This is a genomic window from Sedimentibacter sp. LTW-03 (assembly GCF_052059825.1).
Taxonomy (GTDB): Bacteria; Bacillota; Clostridia; order Tissierellales; family Sedimentibacteraceae; genus Sedimentibacter.
Genome location: NZ_CP197180.1, coordinates 506,278 through 521,973, shown reverse-complemented (window position 1 = coordinate 521,973; position 15,696 = coordinate 506,278). Strand labels below are relative to the sequence as shown.

The following is a 15,696-nucleotide window of genomic DNA, read 5'->3' as shown; positions in this document are numbered from 1 at the left end:
CGAAACCCCCTTACTGAATGAAACTGACAACCTTGTCAATTAAACCTACCAGTATGTTATTGCTTTTTTCTTCTGCTGATTTAGTTTCATCCTCCGAAGTTTCTGTACTTCCGTATGTAAAGTCGACAAATACGGTTTGTTTTCTTGTAGGATAATTCATCCCTAGATACGTTTTTGCCATTTCTTCTATTGAATTAGTGTTTTTTATACTCTCCAATGTTATGTTGTAAGCGTCTGCGTCATTTTTAAGCGTGGCAATTTCCTGGTTTAAATTGTGAATCTCCATTTGTTTATCCGTTATGACAGCATAATTATAGACTATTAATATTCCAAGTATAAATGTTACTGCAAGCATAGCAGTATTCTTAAAGCTTTCTATAACATTAATATTTTTCTTAGCTTTTTTTATTCGCTTTTTCTTTGGAGAATATTTTACCGATCCTTGTCCATAATCTAAATCAATGGCTTCTTTTCTTAAAGCTGACATTTCTTACACCCTTTCTCCTATTCTTAGCTTAGCACTGTGTGCTCTGTTATTTGTTTCCACTTCATCTTGCGTAGGAACAATAGGTTTCCTGGTTATAATTTTTAATTTTCGTCTGTGATCACATACACATGTTGGAAACTCTGGAGGACATATGCAATCCTTGTTTAAGTTTTGAAATGTATTCTTAACAATTCTATCCTCAAGGGAATGAAATGTTATAACACAAATTCTTCCTCCGGGATTCAACCTGTCAACAGCATGTTTAAATGTGTTCTCAAGAATTTCAAGTTCCCTGTTCACTTCAATTCTAATAGCCTGAAATGTTCTTTTAGCCGGATGAGCTCCATCCTGACGAACTTGCTTCGGAATCGCCTTTTTAATAATACTTACAAGCTGTCCGGTTGTTTCTATAAATTCATGCTCTCTTTCCTGAACAATGAACTTAGCAATTCTCGCAGCCCATTTTTCTTCGCCGTATTCCCACAATATTCTTGACAACTCATGCTCTTCATATCCGTTAACAATATGTCTTGCAGTAGTCGTCTGACTATTATCCATTCTCATATCAAGGGGCATATCATTGTTATAACTGAATCCTCTTTCAGGTATATCTAATTGAAAAGACGAAACTCCCAAATCAAATAAAATTCCGTCAATTTTATCTATATTTAAATCATCTAAAATTTCTTCAATATTGCTAAAATTATTTCTCACCGCTGTAAAATTTTTATATTCTTTTAGTTTTTCATTTGCTCTTTTAATTGCATAGTCATCCTGGTCAATACCTATTACCCTTCCTTTTGTGGTTCTTTTAAGTATCTCCTCTGTGTGACCTCCCCCTCCCAGTGTTGCATCAACATAAATTCCGTCAGTCTTAATGTTTAATCCTTCTATCGATTCATCCAATAAAACCGATGTATGCTTGTAATCCATGTGACTCCTCCTTATAGTCCTATCCCCAAATCTGACATTTTTTCCGCAATGCTGTCAAAATCAAATTCGTCATTGTTGGAGTAATCATTCCAACTGTCTTTGCTCCAAATTTCTATTCTGTCTATAACCCCTATAATAGTAGCTTCGTTACTCAATTCACAGAATTCTCTTAAATTAGGCGGTATCAATATTCTTCCCTGTTTATCAAAAGAACATTCACTAAAACCCGAAACAAATCTTCTGAGAAAGAATCTTTCTTGTTTATTGAATGTTGAGAGGTTTTTTAGTTTACCAACAAATTCTGTCCATGTTTCAATAGGATAAACAAATAAACATTTATCCAGTCCTTTTCCGATATAGAATGTTTCCCCTAGTTCATTTCTAAATTTTGAAGGTATTATAACTCTTCCTTTTTCATCAAATGAATGTATGTATTCACCAGTAAACATTTTCTACCACCTACTGGGCATATTATACCACATTGTGGGCTAAATGTTCCACTATTATTTTTTAAATTTAAAAAAATATATTTTTGTCCATAATTTTGTGTGTAATTTCAATGCCCAACAACCAATATGCAATAAATAATCCACATTACCTACTTCCTGAACCAACAAAAAATGAGATAATTCGTATAAAATACGAATTATTTTTGTAGAAAAAGCTTATTATTTGAAGTTAGTTTCTCGATAATCATCACGTTTATCGTTCCACCATCTTTTATTTGACTTGGCGGTAATATAACTATATAATTGTAAAAGCAGCATAGGAAGTTAACTGCAAAGTAAAACAGGTAGGAGGATTTATGGATCCGGTAGCATTTAGAGTTTTTGGTGTTGATATAATGTGGTACGGTGTATTAATATCCCTTGGAGTATTGTTGGGAATATTTTTTGCTTTGAAAGAATGCCGAAGGATTGGTTTCAAGGAAGATAATCTTCTTGATTTTCTTTTAATCGCAATTCCTTCAGCGATTGTAGGAGCAAGATTGTACTATGTAGCATTTTCATGGGATTACTACAGCCTAAACCCATCGGAAATAATAAACATACGAAACGGCGGGCTGGCAATACACGGTGCATTGATTGCCGGTATAATAGCAGGCATATTATTCTGCAAGAAAAGAAAAATTAATGTATTTGAACTTCTTGACATTGTTATACCAAGCGTGGCTCTAGGTCAGGCAATAGGGAGATGGGGCAATTTCATTAATCAGGAAGCTCATGGAGGCCCTACAGATCTTCCGTGGGGAATAGTGGTAAATGGTCAAAAAGTGCATCCCACATTTCTATATGAGTCAATAATCGATTTTTGCATATTTGTTTTTCTGTTTTGGTACAGAAAAAACAAGAAAACAACAGACGGACAGGTTTTAGCTATTTACTTAGTTTTATATTCCGCAGGAAGGTTCTTTGTGGAAGGGCTAAGAACAGACAGCCTTATGTTCATGGGAATGAGAATAGCACAGTTGGTAAGCCTTGCTTCCATCATAGCCGGCTTTTTACTTCTCACGTATTTAAAAAAGAAAAAAGAAATAAAATAATAGATTCTTCGGTTACCCGAAGAATCTCTATTTTTCACTTATCTTAATTTTGCCTCATATTTGCTTGCAAGCTCTTCTAGTATCTTTTTGTGAATATTTTCAACTTCTTTTTCTTTTAATGTGCGTTCCTTGTTTCTATAGGTAACTGAGAATGCGCAGCTCTTGTATCCTTCTTCTATATGATCGCCCTTATATACGTCAAATAACTTAACACTTTCTATCAAGTGAGGATTTATTTTTTCAATATCTGTTATCATATCGCCTACCAAGACATTATCATCCACTACTACCGCAATATCTCTTACCATAGCAGGATATTTCGGAAGAGGCGCATATTTCCAGCCTGTATTTTTATGTTTAAGAAGCATTTCGACATCTACTTCAGCAATATATATCTTTCCTTCCAATCCGTAATTTTCAAGAACTTTAGGAGATGCCTCGCCGTAAATTCCAATATATTCATCGTCTACATACATTGCCGCAGTCCTGCCCGGATGAAATATGGGATTATCAGATACAGATTTCAAACCTACGGCTATTCCCATTCTTGAAAGGACTCCTTCTATTATGCCTTTCATATCATAGAAATCATAATTTCCGTACATTCCTATGCAGACTTTCAATTTTTCATAAGGTTCCTGTACAACAGGCTGCTCTCTTGGTATAAATATGCTCCCTACTTCATATAGCTTAGCACTTTCAACGCCTCTGTTTGAATTTCTTTGTACAACTTCCAGCATATTTGGAATCAATGTAGTCCTCATAGAGCTAAAATCCTCTCCTAAAGGATTTAATATTCTCACATAATTTCTCAATTCGCTGTCAGGTGAAGCATTTATATTGTCATATGATTTAGGACTTATGAACGAATATGTAGTAATCTCATACAGTCCCATTCCACACAATATTTCTTTTATCTGGTCTTCCAGCATGCGTATATCAGATTTTCTGCCTACCCTTGTACTTCCTCTCAGTGGTTCCGAAGCAATGTTTTCAAATCCGTAAAGTCTTCCTATTTCTTCAATCAAATCAGCTTCCTGCTCAATATCAGTTCTGAAGTAAGGGATTTTACTTACAATTTTTTCACCGTCAAATTCCGATTCAATTTCAAGCTTATTTAAATAGCTAAGCATATTTTCCACAGGTATATCTATTCCCAGCAGCCATTTGACACGATGCGGTCTCAGTGTAACTACCGGAGGCACATATTTATTTTTCCCCGCTTCAAGGTATCCTCCAACAACAGTTCCAGCACCTATCATTTCAATAAGCTGACATGCTCTTTTTGCTGCCAGTTCCACCATAACATATCCCATAGGCTTTTCATTTCGTGCGGATGCTTCAGAACGCATGCCTAATTTTTTGGAAGTTTCTCTTATTGATTTAGGATTAAAATTTGCACTTTCCAAAACCATTATTTTTGTATCATCGCCTATTTCAGAATGATAACCTCCCATAACACCGGCTATGCATGCAGGTTTTACTCCGTCGGCAATTACAAGCATATTTTCATCTAATTTTCTTTCGTTCTGATCTATCGTAACTATTTTTTCATCCTTTTTAGCTCTCCTAGCCACAAGCTTTCTTCCCTCAAGCGCTTCAAGGTTATATGCGTGTAAAGGCTGCCCAAGCTCCAACATCACAAAATTAGTTACGTCAACAATATTGTTTATAGGCCTCATGCCTGCATCCATAAGAGTTCTTTGCATCCAAAGAGGGGAAGGCCCTATTTTTATATCCTTAATTACTTTTGCGTAAAAACGCGAGCATAAATTTTCATCATCTATTTCAACAGCGTTTAAATAATCCTCAATGTTTCCTGATTCATTTTTGATTTCTATTTTCGGGAATTTAAATTTTGTTCCCAAAGTTGCCGCTGCTTCTCTAGCCATACCAACTATGTTCAGGCAGTCTGGCCTGTTAAAGGTTATTTCAACCTCTAAAGCACTTCCGTCCAGCTCAAGTACTTCTTTAATATCTTTTCCTAATTCAGTTTCAGCTGGAAGAATAGCTATGCCATCTCTTGCTTCCTTTGGAATTACTTTATCGTCAAACCCAAGTTCTTCATAAGAGCACATCATGCCGTATGAAGGAAGGCCTCTAAAATTTGTTTTTTTAATTTTAAGTCCGTTGGGAAGAACTGCTCCTTCCAGACAAACTGGAACTATATCTCCAACCTTGACATTTTTTGCTCCCGTAATTATCTGTACCGGCTCTTCCTTGTTAATATCAATTTGAGTAACCACCAGCTTATCGGCATTAGGATGCTTTACAAGCTCAACTATTTTGCCTGTTACTACATTTACAACTTCCTTTGTATAATCAATTACAGCATCAACGTGTGAACCCGTAAGTGTTAACTTATCTGATAATGTCTTGTCATCAGTGTTAATATCGACATATTTTTTCATCCATTTTATAGGTACTAACATTTTAACCTCCTAAAATTGTTTTAAGAATCTAACATCATTTTCGAACAATAACCTTATGTTCGGGATTCCATACTTAACCATTGTAACACGGTCTATTCCCATGCCGAATGCATAACCTGAATATACCTCCGGATCAATTCCGCAGTTTCTGAGAACATTAGGGTGAACCATACCGCATCCTAAAAGTTCCATACTCCATCCTGTTCCATGGCAAGCAGGGCATCCCTTGCCCATGCACAAGTGACACGATACGTCAACTTCTGCGCTTGGTTCAGTAAACGGAAAATTATGCGGACGAAAACGAGTTTCCACTTTGCTACCGAATAACTCCTTAACAAACTGATCAATTGAATCTTTTAAATTTGCAAGGGTTACGCCTTTATCAACCACAAGGCATTCCATCTGATGGAACATTGGAGAATGTGTATCATCAACATCATCAAATCTAAATGTTCTTCCGGTGCACACCATTCTTATAGGCAGTTTCCCCTCTTTCATCACTCTGATTTGAACAGGAGATGTTTGTGTTCTCAGGACAAGATCATCCGAGATATAAAATGTATCTGATTTGTCTCTTGATGGATGGTCATATGGAGCATTCAAATCGTCAAAATTATGCCCTACTGTTTCAATTTCAGGGCCGCTTATAACGTCGTATCCCATGCGCATAAATACACTCTCCAATTCTTCCTTAACTTGAATTAAAGGATGTCTTCGGCCAATCTCAGGAACCTTGCCCGGAAATGTAATATCCAGCATTTCTGATTTAATCTTTTTTTGCTGATCCTTTTCACTTACATATTCCTTAATCGTTTTTATTTCCTCTTCTATAATTGAACGGACCTCATTTGCCAGTTTTCCCATTTCAGGTCTTTCCTCTTTTGACAAGTTTCCCATTGATCTCAATATTAATGTCAGGTCTCCCTTTTTACCGAGATACTTAACTCGTATTTTTTCAATATCTGCATTGTCTTTGCATTCTTTAAGTCTGTTCACCGCTTCTGTTTTTAACTTTAAAAGCTGCTCTTTCATACATGCTCCTTTCACTAATAAATATTTTTATAATATCAAATAAATATAAAAACTCCGCCTCATTAAGAGGCGAAGTTTCGCGATACCACTCTTTTTCACCCTAAACAAGTTCAGGGCCTCATTTATTTTAACGGTAAATACCGTGCAGAACTACTAGCTTCATTCTGCAAGCTCCAAAGTGAAGGTTCAGCACAAATGCCTAAAATCATTTTCAGCCATGATGATTTTTCTCTTTAACAGCACCTATTTATGCCTACTGGACTTCTTCATTGCTATAGTATTAAATTATTAAGTACACCATACATTGCATTACATTTGATTATATCAAAAGCTCTTTTTTATTACAACAATTTTTTTCTAATTTCATAAATACTGATTCCTGCTGCAATAGATGCATTCAACGATTCCGCATTGCCGGACATTTTTATTGTTATATTCATGTGTGAACAACTTTGTATTTCCCGGGAAACTCCATTCCCTTCATTGCCTATTACGACACATATCTTATCTGATTGCTCTATATCGTCAAATGATTGTTTAGAATCAACAACAGCAGAAATAATTTTAAAGCCTGAAATTTTCAACAAATCTAATATTTTCAAATCGGAATCCGCGTACTTAAAAGGAACTCTAAATATAGCTCCTGCTGAAGCTCTGACCACTTTTGGATTATACACATCCACACAGCCTTTATTGAGTATTACAACTGCAGGGCCGAATGCATCAGCAGTCCTTATTATCGTTCCAAGATTACCCGGGTCCTGTATTTTATCGCACATCACAGCAAATTTATAGCTATCAATTTTATTTAGATTTTCATCCTTTTGTATCACTGCCAAAATACCCTGAGAATTAATCGTATCTGATACCGAGTTAAATACATTCTCTTCACATATTAATATATCGGTGCCTATGCTACTTGACAAATTGTATAGCTTTTGAACTTCTGGCTTATTCAATGCGCTTTCTTTAAATAATAAATATATTATATGAGCACTTTCTATAAATGCTTCATTTACAAATTTAATTCCTTCAACGATGAACGCATTTTCTTCGTCACGGCTCTTTTTAGATCCAAGTGAGCGGATATATTTAATTTTACTGTTTTCTCTGCTTTTTATTATATCCATATATACCTTCCATTTACGAAAAGCCAATTTATAAACATTAAGTTTTTTATCTGAAGTTAGATAAATTATAACACAATTACTTAATATCTCCAATAACTTTCAGATTATCGTTGCTTCCAAGTATAACAACAATGTCATTATGATTTATTACTGTTTCAGAAGAAGGAACAATATTTATTTCATCATATGTTTTTAATGCAATTACAGTCATCCCGTACTTTCTTGAAAGGTTTAATTCTTTAAGAGACTTACCTTCCCATTCTGCAAGAGCTACCGTTTCAACTATGCTGTAGTCAGGCGAAAATTCTATTACATCCAATATGTTGGGAGTAACCAGTCCATATGCAACCCGCATACCCATATCTCTCTCCGGATAAATAATTTTATCTGCCCCGATTTTTTTCAGCACTCTTCCATGAGTTTCATTTGCTGCTTTTGCTATTACAATCGGTACTCCCGCTTCCTTTGCTATCAGAGTTCCCATAACTGAAGCCTGAGTGTCGGAGCCTATTGCTACTATTGCAACATCGAAATTTCTAAGCCCTATGGTTCGAAACGATGCTTCATCAATGGCATCCATTTGAACAGCATGCGCAACAAACTCCGATATTTCTTTTATAATGTCTGCATTCTGGTCAACCACCATAACATCATGTCCAAGTTTTGTAAGTGTCTTTGCAGCAGAAGCACCAAATCTGCCGCATCCGATTACTATTATCTGTTTCATATGTTGTCCTCCTTATCCTATTATTACCTTTCCTTCAGGATAGGTATAATTTCCTATATTTCTGTTTTGCTTTAAAAATGCATACGCCACTGTCATTGGCCCCACTCGTCCTATAAGCATAACTATTGTCAGCATGATTTTCCCCACATCACTTAAATACGGTGTTAATCCTCTTGACAATCCGACAGTTGCAAATGCGGATACTGTTTCAAACAGTATATCCGTATAATTAAAGCCTGCCGACTCTTCAGTTATTGAAAGCACAATTGAACATATTATCACCAACATAAGCGAAACCATCAATACCGCAGCAGCTCTTATAGTTGTTTCCGGCATTATTCTTCTTTCGAACACCTCAAAATCCCTCTTACCCCTGAATAAATTGTAAAAAGATACTATCAGAACAGCCATCGTTGTTGTTTTAATGCCGCCTGCAGTAGAAGCAGGAGAACCTCCTATAAACATAAATACAATTATTATCGCCACTGTAGCCATTCTTAGATTTTCCAAAGGCACTGAATTATAACCGGACGTCCTTGGATTTATTGCCTGAAACAGAGAAGCATTTATTTTGCCTGATATATCAAGGCTTCCCATAGTTCCAGGATTGTTTCGTTCTAAAATAAAGATTATAACTACTCCAAAAACAACCAACACAGAGGTTGTAACCAAAACCAGCTTTGAATGCAAAGTCAGCTTATGAAAGTTCTTGCTTGCATGTATGTCCCAAAGTACAAAGTACCCTATTCCTCCTACTACTACAAGAGTACAAACAGACCATGTTATTATAAAGTTATCCACATACCTTACCATACTGTTTCCTGTAATATCAAACCCCGCATTACAAAAAGAAGATATAGCATGAAATATAGAAAAACCTATCCCTTTTGAAACACCGTAATCTTTGATAAATACAGTAGATAACAGCATTGCTCCTATCAATTCAGAAGCAAAAGTAAAGAGAAGTATGTTCTTTGTAAGCCTGACAACCCCCTGAAGTTCATTGACATTTCTCTCTTCCATTATTAGTATCCTTGTCTTCAGTGATATTCTTTTACCAATAAAGAATGATATCATGGCTGTCATTGTCATAACACCAAGTCCTCCTATCTGAATCAATGTTATAATGACAATTTTACCAAACACTGTCCAATGAGAAGCTGTATTGACAACTGTAAGACCTGTTACACACGTAGCTGATGCGGAAGTGAAAAGTGCATTTACAAATCCTACACTTTTACCATTCTGTGACGCAAGAGGGAGAACCAAAAGAAGCGCTCCAAAAAATATAATAGATGCAAAGGAAATAAAAAATACCATGTAAGGATTTTTCTTGATTTGATTTATCTTTGTTACAATATATTTCATAATTAACCTCTTAACATAAATAATGCACAAATTATATCAATTTATGCATTGTCCGCTGTTAGTTGATTATAACACTTTGTGGTACAAAATCAATACAGCAGATTATATACTAGAAAGAGAACTTAATATAAAAAAGACTGTAAAAGTTACAGTCTTATTAAATATTAGTTTACTTTTACTTGTTCTACAAGGCTTGTGAATCCTGCCGGATCGTAAATCGCCATTTCTGACAGCATTTTTCTGTTTATTTCTATGTTGTTTTGCTTTAAAAGATTTATGAATTTGCTGTATGACAAACCGTTTTGTCTTGCAGCTGCATTTATTCTAGCAATCCAAAGCTGTCTGAACTCTCTCTTTCTTAACTTTCTTCCTACGTAAGCATATGAAAGTGACTTCATTACAGCTTGGTTAGCTGTTTTATATAATTTACTCTTTGCTCCGTAATATCCTTTAGCAAGTTTCAATACTTTTCTATGGTTTTTCTTAGCATTTACAGCTCTTTTAACTCTTGCCATTTTCTTGTCCTCCTGTATATATTATTAATTAATATGGTAATAATTTGTTTATTCTATCTGCGTCAGCACTAGATACCAATGTGCTCTTTCTTAAATTTCTAATTGATTTGGAAGCTTTTTTGCCTGTAAAATGATTTTTTCCTGATTTTGATCTTTTTATCTGGCCGCTTCCAGTTTTAGTAAATCTTTTCGCTGCTGATCTGTTAGTTTTTAATTTTGGCATAACAGTTCCTCCTTAACGTTATTTTTTGGGTGACAAAAACATAATCATGTTTCTGCCCTCAACTAATGGTTGCTTATCTATAATAGAATGTTCTTTTGTAATCTCTGCAAACTGCATAAGCACTTCCCTGCCCGCATCCATATGACCGAGCTCTCTTCCTCGGAAACGAATAACAACCTTTACCCTGTCTCCATCTTCAAGGAATTTGCATGCATTTTTTGCTTTAACGCCCAAATCATGCTCCTCAATATTCGGAGTCATTCTTATCTCTTTGACGTTTATAATCTTTTGTTTCTTTTTAGATTCTTTTTCTTTTTTAGCCTGAGCGTACTTATACTTTCCGTAATTCATAATTCTGCATACCGGCGGTTTCGCGGTAGGCGATACATTAACCAAATCCAATTTTTTGCTTTCAGCAATTTTCAAAGCCTCTTTAGTGCTGATAATGCCCAGCTGACTTCCATCAGAGTCAATGACTCTTACTTCCTTTTCACGAATTTGCTCGTTGATTTGAAGTTCTTTTATAATTTACACCTCCAATGATTTCTCTTGTCTTCCTTATAATGTATATGCAAAATAAAAAAGACAGCCAAATTACCGCTATCTTTAAACAATACAAAATTATTGCATTAATTTATTAACCCTACTAACAGTCTAACAGCAATTAAACGCCGTAAGGTGAGAAGCGGTCACTTCTTCTTGAACTTATTACAGTATATACAACCTAACAATAAATGTCAACAATTATTTTTTTTATACTGTCATAACTTTTTTTGTTATGGTAAAGATAATTGTATCAAAAAAAAATTTACTAGCTCAGGAGGTAACATGAAAAATAAATATTTGTTGTTGGCAATTTCCTTTATTGCGTATAATATTATTATTTTAATAATATCAGATAAATATTCTTTGTCAATATTGTTTTTTTTACCGCTTCTTTTTTATGCGATACTCATGGTAAAAATGTTCGCTTCATCAAATAAAAAAAACGAAAGCGGAGGAACCAGCACATTTACCGAAGAATCTAAAGAAGCCGTAGGTTCGACGGCATATTTTGAAAAAAGAAAATCAGAAGAACCAAAAATTCAAATAGGCTTTGATGATGTCGCAGGCTTGGAAGAGATTAAGGAAGACTTGGTTGATATAATTGATTTTTTAAATAACGAAGAAAAATACCATTCCATGGATGCAAAGGTTCCAAAAGGAATATTGCTCTATGGTCCACCTGGAACAGGTAAAACTCTTATAGCAAAAGCAATTGCCGGTGAGGCTAGAGCAACCTTCATTTATTCCAGTGGTTCGGAATTTGTTGAAAAATATGTTGGCGTCGGAGCAAAACGAGTAAGAATGATTTTTGAAAGAGCACGTAAAGAATCGCCCAGCATTATTTTTATTGATGAAATTGATGCACTTGGAGCAAAAAGAAACAGCGAAAGTAATAACGAAAAAGATCAGACTCTTAACCAGCTGTTAATTGAACTGGACGGATTTAACAATACGAGCAATGTAATAGTAATAGCTGCCACTAATAGAATTGACCTTCTTGATGAAGCTCTCTTAAGGCCCGGAAGATTTGACAGAAAAATTTATGTAGGGAACCCAAACTATCATTCAAGATTAAAGATATTAGAAGTTCATACAAAAAATAAGCCATTGGATAAAAAGGTCCAGCTGAAGGATATAGCAACAAAGACGCATGGCTTTTCTGGTGCTCAGCTTGCTAACATTGCCAATGAAGCAGCTTTGAGGGCAATAAAGGAAAAATCCAAAAAAATAAATTTAGATAATTTTGAATTTGCCATAGAAAAAATAGCAGCCGGTCTGGAAATAAAACATTCAACAGTTTCTGACAAGGAAAAAAGAATTGTAGCATATCATGAAGCAGGTCATGCAGCAGTTGCTAAAATACTTAATATTGATAAAGTTCAGAAAATATCCATTATACCTAGAGACAAAGCATTAGGATATGTACTGAAATTTCCTACAGAAGATAAATATCTTTATACAAAAAAGGAGCTTTGCAACAAAGTTACTGTACTTCTGGCAGGTAGGGCTTCTGAAGAAGTATTTATTGGAGAAGTGTCCACAGGAGCCTCAAATGATTTGAAAGAATCCACAAACATTATATATGAAATAATATGCAGCTACGGTATGGGAAAAAATACACAAAACACATGTATTGATGAAAAACTGTTCAAATATTATCTTGACAATATAAAAAACGAAGCATCCGATATGGCTAAGGAAGCATATGAACGAGCTATATCCATTATAAGAGAAAACGAAGAAACCGTAAAAAGAATAGCCGAATACTTAATCAAAAACGAAACCATGAATTCAGATCAGCTTGATGAGATAATGCGTGAATGTAAGAAAAAGGTGCTGATATGAAATTCCAAAAATCTAAAAGGACAGTTTTTTGAGGCCATACACCTCAAAAAACTGTCCTTAATTTTATTCGTAGTAGGACATCGGATTTTTTCTGACGCCATTCACTCTGACTTCATAGTGTAAGTGATTGCCTGTAGATTCTCCAGTAGAACCTATAAGCGCAATACTTTCTCCTCTGGATACCGCTTGTCCCTTACTCGCCAACAATTTTGAGCAGTGCCCGTACAACGTAGCAATTCCTCCGCCGTGGTCAACTATGATGTAGTTTCCGTATGAATAATGATACCCGGCATAAATTACAACACCATCGTTGGCTGAAACAATTGGAGTCCCGTAAGGCGCAGCAATATCGGTGCCTCCGTGGGTTGACCAAACTCCTGTGATGGGATGAGGCCTTCCTCCGAACTCGGAAGTAATTCTTGTGTGCCCGGGAACAGGCCAAGCCAGTTCTCCGCCTGCGTATTCAACCGCACGCTGCGCAGCCAGTATATCTCTTTCAATTTGTTTTGACTGCTCTTCCATTGCTGCTTCCTGTCTTTGAATTTCTTCTATATTGCCTTGTAAACTGGTCATATAATTTTCCTTGGACCTGGAAGCAATCACAACTTCATTCTGCTTTACATTTAAATTATTGATTACAGCAGTCAATTCCATCCTTTTTATTTCTTGATCCTCTTTTATTTGTTCCACCTGAACCTTTTGCTCGCCTATGCTTTTTAGCAGATCAACGTCGCTTTCAACTATCAGCTGAATCATATCTATTCTGGTTAAGGCGTCGATTAGATTCTCAGAATTCAAAATGACTTCCATATATCCGGCTGTACCGTTTTTATACATAACTCTCAAACGATCTTCCAGAGTTTTATTATTTTTGTCAATTTCATCTGTAAGTTCAAGGATTTTTTGCTCAGATTCAGCTATTTTCATGCTGATTTCCTGCTTTTGCATTTCATATTGTTCAGTTTCTAAAGTTAAAGCCCTCAGCTCATTGTCAAGTATTTTGATTTCCGATTCTATACTGCGTTTCTCATTTTTAAGTTCATCAGCCTGATTGCGCAATTCCTTAATTTGATTTTCCACCTGCTTTTGTTTGTATTGCAAATCAGCTATACTCCCCCCGGCAGTCACAGGGAAAATACTTAAGACAGTTATTGCAATCAGAGTATAAATAACACTTTTTTTAAACATACACCACTCCTACACACTTAAGAATTTTTTCAAGGAAATCAAGCTGCCAAGAATTCCTATGCCTATCCCTATAGTTAAAAATATTATAATCAAGTCGTTTAGTATCATTTCGACTCCTACCAAGTATCCGGACATTCCGGACAACAAGGCAACGTAACGACCTGCCAAATAATTTACAATGTAGTTATATCCCACAAAAATCAATATTATTGAAACAAATGCCCCTATCAGCCCAAGCATAATTCCTTCAATCATAAAGGGACCTCGTACATATCCGTTCGTCGCTCCTATATACTGCATCAACTCTATTTCCTTCTGTCTGTTCAATACAGTTATTTTAATTGTATTAGAAATAATAAACACGCTTATAAACAACAATATTATTATGATGCCGGCGCCGGTTCTCTTAATAAAATCAGCAATTTTTATAAGACTGTTTACCGCATCCTTATAATACATAACATCTTCGACACCTTCAAAGGTTTGTATCTTCTTAATAACACTTTCTGACTTACTTACATCATCAAGCTGAACTACATATGTGTTTGGAAGAGGATTTTTTCTAAGCCCTTCCAACAAAAAAGCATTTTCACCCCAGTCTTCTTTCAACTGTTCAAGAGCATATTCCTTCGTCTGGAAAGCGACGCCAATAACACCGTTTATTTCCCGGAACGATTTACCCATCTCATCTATTTGCTCTTCTTCCACATCGTCCAGCAAATAAACTGCTATTTCATCAAAACTTTCTTTTGTAACCATTGCAACATTATTTACATTGAGCACTATTATTAATACAAATCCTAATATCATTAACACAGCGGTTACAGAACCAATTGATGCAAGCCCCATCATTCGATTTCTCCACATACTTTTGAAGGCTTGTCTAAAAATATAGTTAAGCTTTTTTAGGTTCATTGTCATTTCCCCCTGCTTTCATATCTCTGATAACAACACCGCGCTTCAGCTCAACAATTCTTTTCTGATAATTTTGAACTATGTTCATATCATGCGTAGCCATTATTACTGTAGTTCCTCTTTTGTTTATCTCCTTTAGGATTTTCATAATCTCTTTTGACGTTTCAGGGTCCAGGTTTCCAGTAGGCTCGTCCGCTATTATGGTTTCCGGCTTATTTATTACCGCGCGCGCAATCGCAACTCTCTGCTGCTCACCGCCTGACAACTCATCAGGATAATATTTTGCCTTGTCGCTAAGTCCCACCATGCTGAGAACAAGAGGCACTTCCCTTCTGATTGTTTTAGAAGAGCAACAAATCATTTCCATTGCAAATGCCACGTTTTCGTAGACCGTCATCTTAGGCAGAAGCCTGTAATCTTGGAAAACAAAGCCGATATTTCTTCTGTATTGGGCTACATTTCTTTTCCTAATCTTTGTAATGTCCTGATCATTATATGTAATTATTCCTTCGCTGGGAGTAATCTCTCTCAATAAAAGCTTAATCAAAGTGCTTTTGCCAGCTCCGCTTTTACCGACTATAAATAAAAATTCGCCGTCATTTATCTTTAAGTTAATATTCTTAACTGCTGTAAATTCTTTTTTATAAATTTTAGATACGTTATTAAATATTATCACTGCCTCACCTCTTACCGATTACTATTATATAACACATTTTGACAAAATTACAACCATTATTATCTTATTTTACTTTATTTTATAATAAAAATAAATGTTTATTTTTGCCTATATCTTAAAATATTGTAAAGCATTC

At 35.4% G+C, this 15,696-nt stretch carries 16 protein-coding genes and 1 other annotated feature; of the genes, 2 read left to right on the top strand and 14 right to left on the bottom strand.

Annotation, left to right across the window (positions count from 1 at the left end; translation table 11 throughout):
• Positions 1–10 precede the first annotated feature (10 nt).
• The 3 genes from ACS3UD_RS02550 to mraZ are packed head-to-tail and all read right to left on the bottom strand — an operon-like array spanning position 11 to position 1,869.
• On the bottom strand, positions 11–487 hold the full coding sequence (locus tag ACS3UD_RS02550; protein WP_308137898.1) for a septum formation initiator family protein: 477 nt from the start codon (positions 485–487) through the stop codon (positions 11–13).
• A 3-nt stretch (positions 488–490) separates the two neighbouring features.
• The gene (gene rsmH, locus ACS3UD_RS02545) at positions 491–1,420 is read right to left on the bottom strand and encodes a 16S rRNA (cytosine(1402)-N(4))-methyltransferase RsmH (protein ID WP_308137899.1); all 930 of its coding nucleotides are present in this window, start codon (positions 1,418–1,420) and stop codon (positions 491–493) included.
• 11 nt (positions 1,421–1,431) lie between these two features.
• On the bottom strand, positions 1,432–1,869 hold the full coding sequence (mraZ, locus tag ACS3UD_RS02540; RefSeq protein ID WP_308137900.1) for a division/cell wall cluster transcriptional repressor MraZ: 438 nt from the start codon (positions 1,867–1,869) through the stop codon (positions 1,432–1,434).
• A gap of 356 nt (positions 1,870–2,225) precedes the next feature.
• Between mraZ and lgt the strand changes: the two genes are divergently transcribed.
• A complete protein-coding gene (gene lgt / locus ACS3UD_RS02535) occupies positions 2,226–2,963 on the top strand; it encodes a prolipoprotein diacylglyceryl transferase (protein WP_308137901.1) in 738 nt (245 codons plus the stop codon).
• A 38-nt stretch (positions 2,964–3,001) separates the two neighbouring features.
• Here the strand turns inward: lgt and pheT are convergent, their stop codons facing one another.
• The 8 genes from pheT to infC form a co-directional block, all read right to left on the bottom strand.
• Complete coding sequence (gene pheT, locus ACS3UD_RS02530; protein ID WP_308137902.1) at positions 3,002–5,395, bottom strand: phenylalanine--tRNA ligase subunit beta; 2,394 nt, start codon at positions 5,393–5,395, stop codon at positions 3,002–3,004.
• Between the two features lie 9 nt (positions 5,396–5,404).
• Entirely contained in the window at positions 5,405–6,427 is a 1,023-nt protein-coding gene (gene pheS, locus ACS3UD_RS02525) for a phenylalanine--tRNA ligase subunit alpha (RefSeq protein ID WP_308137903.1), read from the bottom strand.
• A gap of 62 nt (positions 6,428–6,489) precedes the next feature.
• Positions 6,490–6,706 (bottom strand) — a binding site (T-box leader).
• Between the two features lie 62 nt (positions 6,707–6,768).
• Positions 6,769–7,557 (bottom strand): TrmH family RNA methyltransferase, encoded by a 789-nt coding sequence (locus ACS3UD_RS02520; protein ID WP_308137904.1) that lies wholly within the window; start codon positions 7,555–7,557, stop codon positions 6,769–6,771.
• Positions 7,558–7,633: 76 nt separating this feature from the next.
• Positions 7,634–8,284, bottom strand: a complete 651-nt coding sequence (locus ACS3UD_RS02515) for a potassium channel family protein (RefSeq protein WP_308137905.1) — start codon at positions 8,282–8,284, stop codon at positions 7,634–7,636.
• 12 nt (positions 8,285–8,296) lie between these two features.
• Positions 8,297–9,652, bottom strand: coding sequence for a TrkH family potassium uptake protein (locus tag ACS3UD_RS02510; protein WP_308137906.1), 1,356 nt, complete (start codon positions 9,650–9,652; stop codon positions 8,297–8,299).
• Positions 9,653–9,816: 164 nt separating this feature from the next.
• Positions 9,817–10,167, bottom strand: coding sequence for a 50S ribosomal protein L20 (rplT, locus tag ACS3UD_RS02505; RefSeq protein WP_213926154.1), 351 nt, complete (start codon positions 10,165–10,167; stop codon positions 9,817–9,819).
• A 28-nt stretch (positions 10,168–10,195) separates the two neighbouring features.
• Positions 10,196–10,390, bottom strand: a complete 195-nt coding sequence (gene rpmI, locus ACS3UD_RS02500; protein WP_213926155.1) for a 50S ribosomal protein L35 — start codon at positions 10,388–10,390, stop codon at positions 10,196–10,198.
• Positions 10,391–10,408: 18 nt separating this feature from the next.
• On the bottom strand, positions 10,409–10,918 hold the full coding sequence (gene infC, locus ACS3UD_RS02495) for a translation initiation factor IF-3 (RefSeq protein WP_308140128.1): 510 nt from the start codon (positions 10,916–10,918) through the stop codon (positions 10,409–10,411).
• A 426-nt stretch (positions 10,919–11,344) separates the two neighbouring features.
• On the opposite strand from infC, the gene ACS3UD_RS02490 reads away from it, so the two are divergent.
• Positions 11,345–12,781 (top strand): ATP-dependent metallopeptidase FtsH/Yme1/Tma family protein, encoded by a 1,437-nt coding sequence (locus tag ACS3UD_RS02490; protein ID WP_374049916.1) that lies wholly within the window; start codon positions 11,345–11,347, stop codon positions 12,779–12,781.
• 63 nt (positions 12,782–12,844) lie between these two features.
• On the opposite strand, the gene ACS3UD_RS02485 is transcribed toward ACS3UD_RS02490, so the two are convergent.
• From ACS3UD_RS02485 to ftsE, 3 genes are read right to left on the bottom strand one after another with little or no spacing between them, the layout of a single operon-like run.
• The gene (locus ACS3UD_RS02485; protein ID WP_308137908.1) at positions 12,845–13,969 is read right to left on the bottom strand and encodes a murein hydrolase activator EnvC family protein; all 1,125 of its coding nucleotides are present in this window, start codon (positions 13,967–13,969) and stop codon (positions 12,845–12,847) included.
• Between the two features lie 9 nt (positions 13,970–13,978).
• Positions 13,979–14,884 (bottom strand): permease-like cell division protein FtsX, encoded by a 906-nt coding sequence (gene ftsX, locus ACS3UD_RS02480; RefSeq protein ID WP_308137909.1) that lies wholly within the window; start codon positions 14,882–14,884, stop codon positions 13,979–13,981.
• Positions 14,865–15,560 carry a cell division ATP-binding protein FtsE gene (gene ftsE / locus ACS3UD_RS02475; RefSeq protein WP_308137910.1) on the bottom strand — a complete coding sequence of 232 codons (696 nt, stop codon included), beginning with the start codon at positions 15,558–15,560 and terminating at the stop codon, positions 14,865–14,867. The genes ftsX and ftsE overlap by 20 nt, the downstream gene beginning before the upstream one ends.
• Between the last annotated feature and the right edge of the window lie 136 nt (positions 15,561–15,696).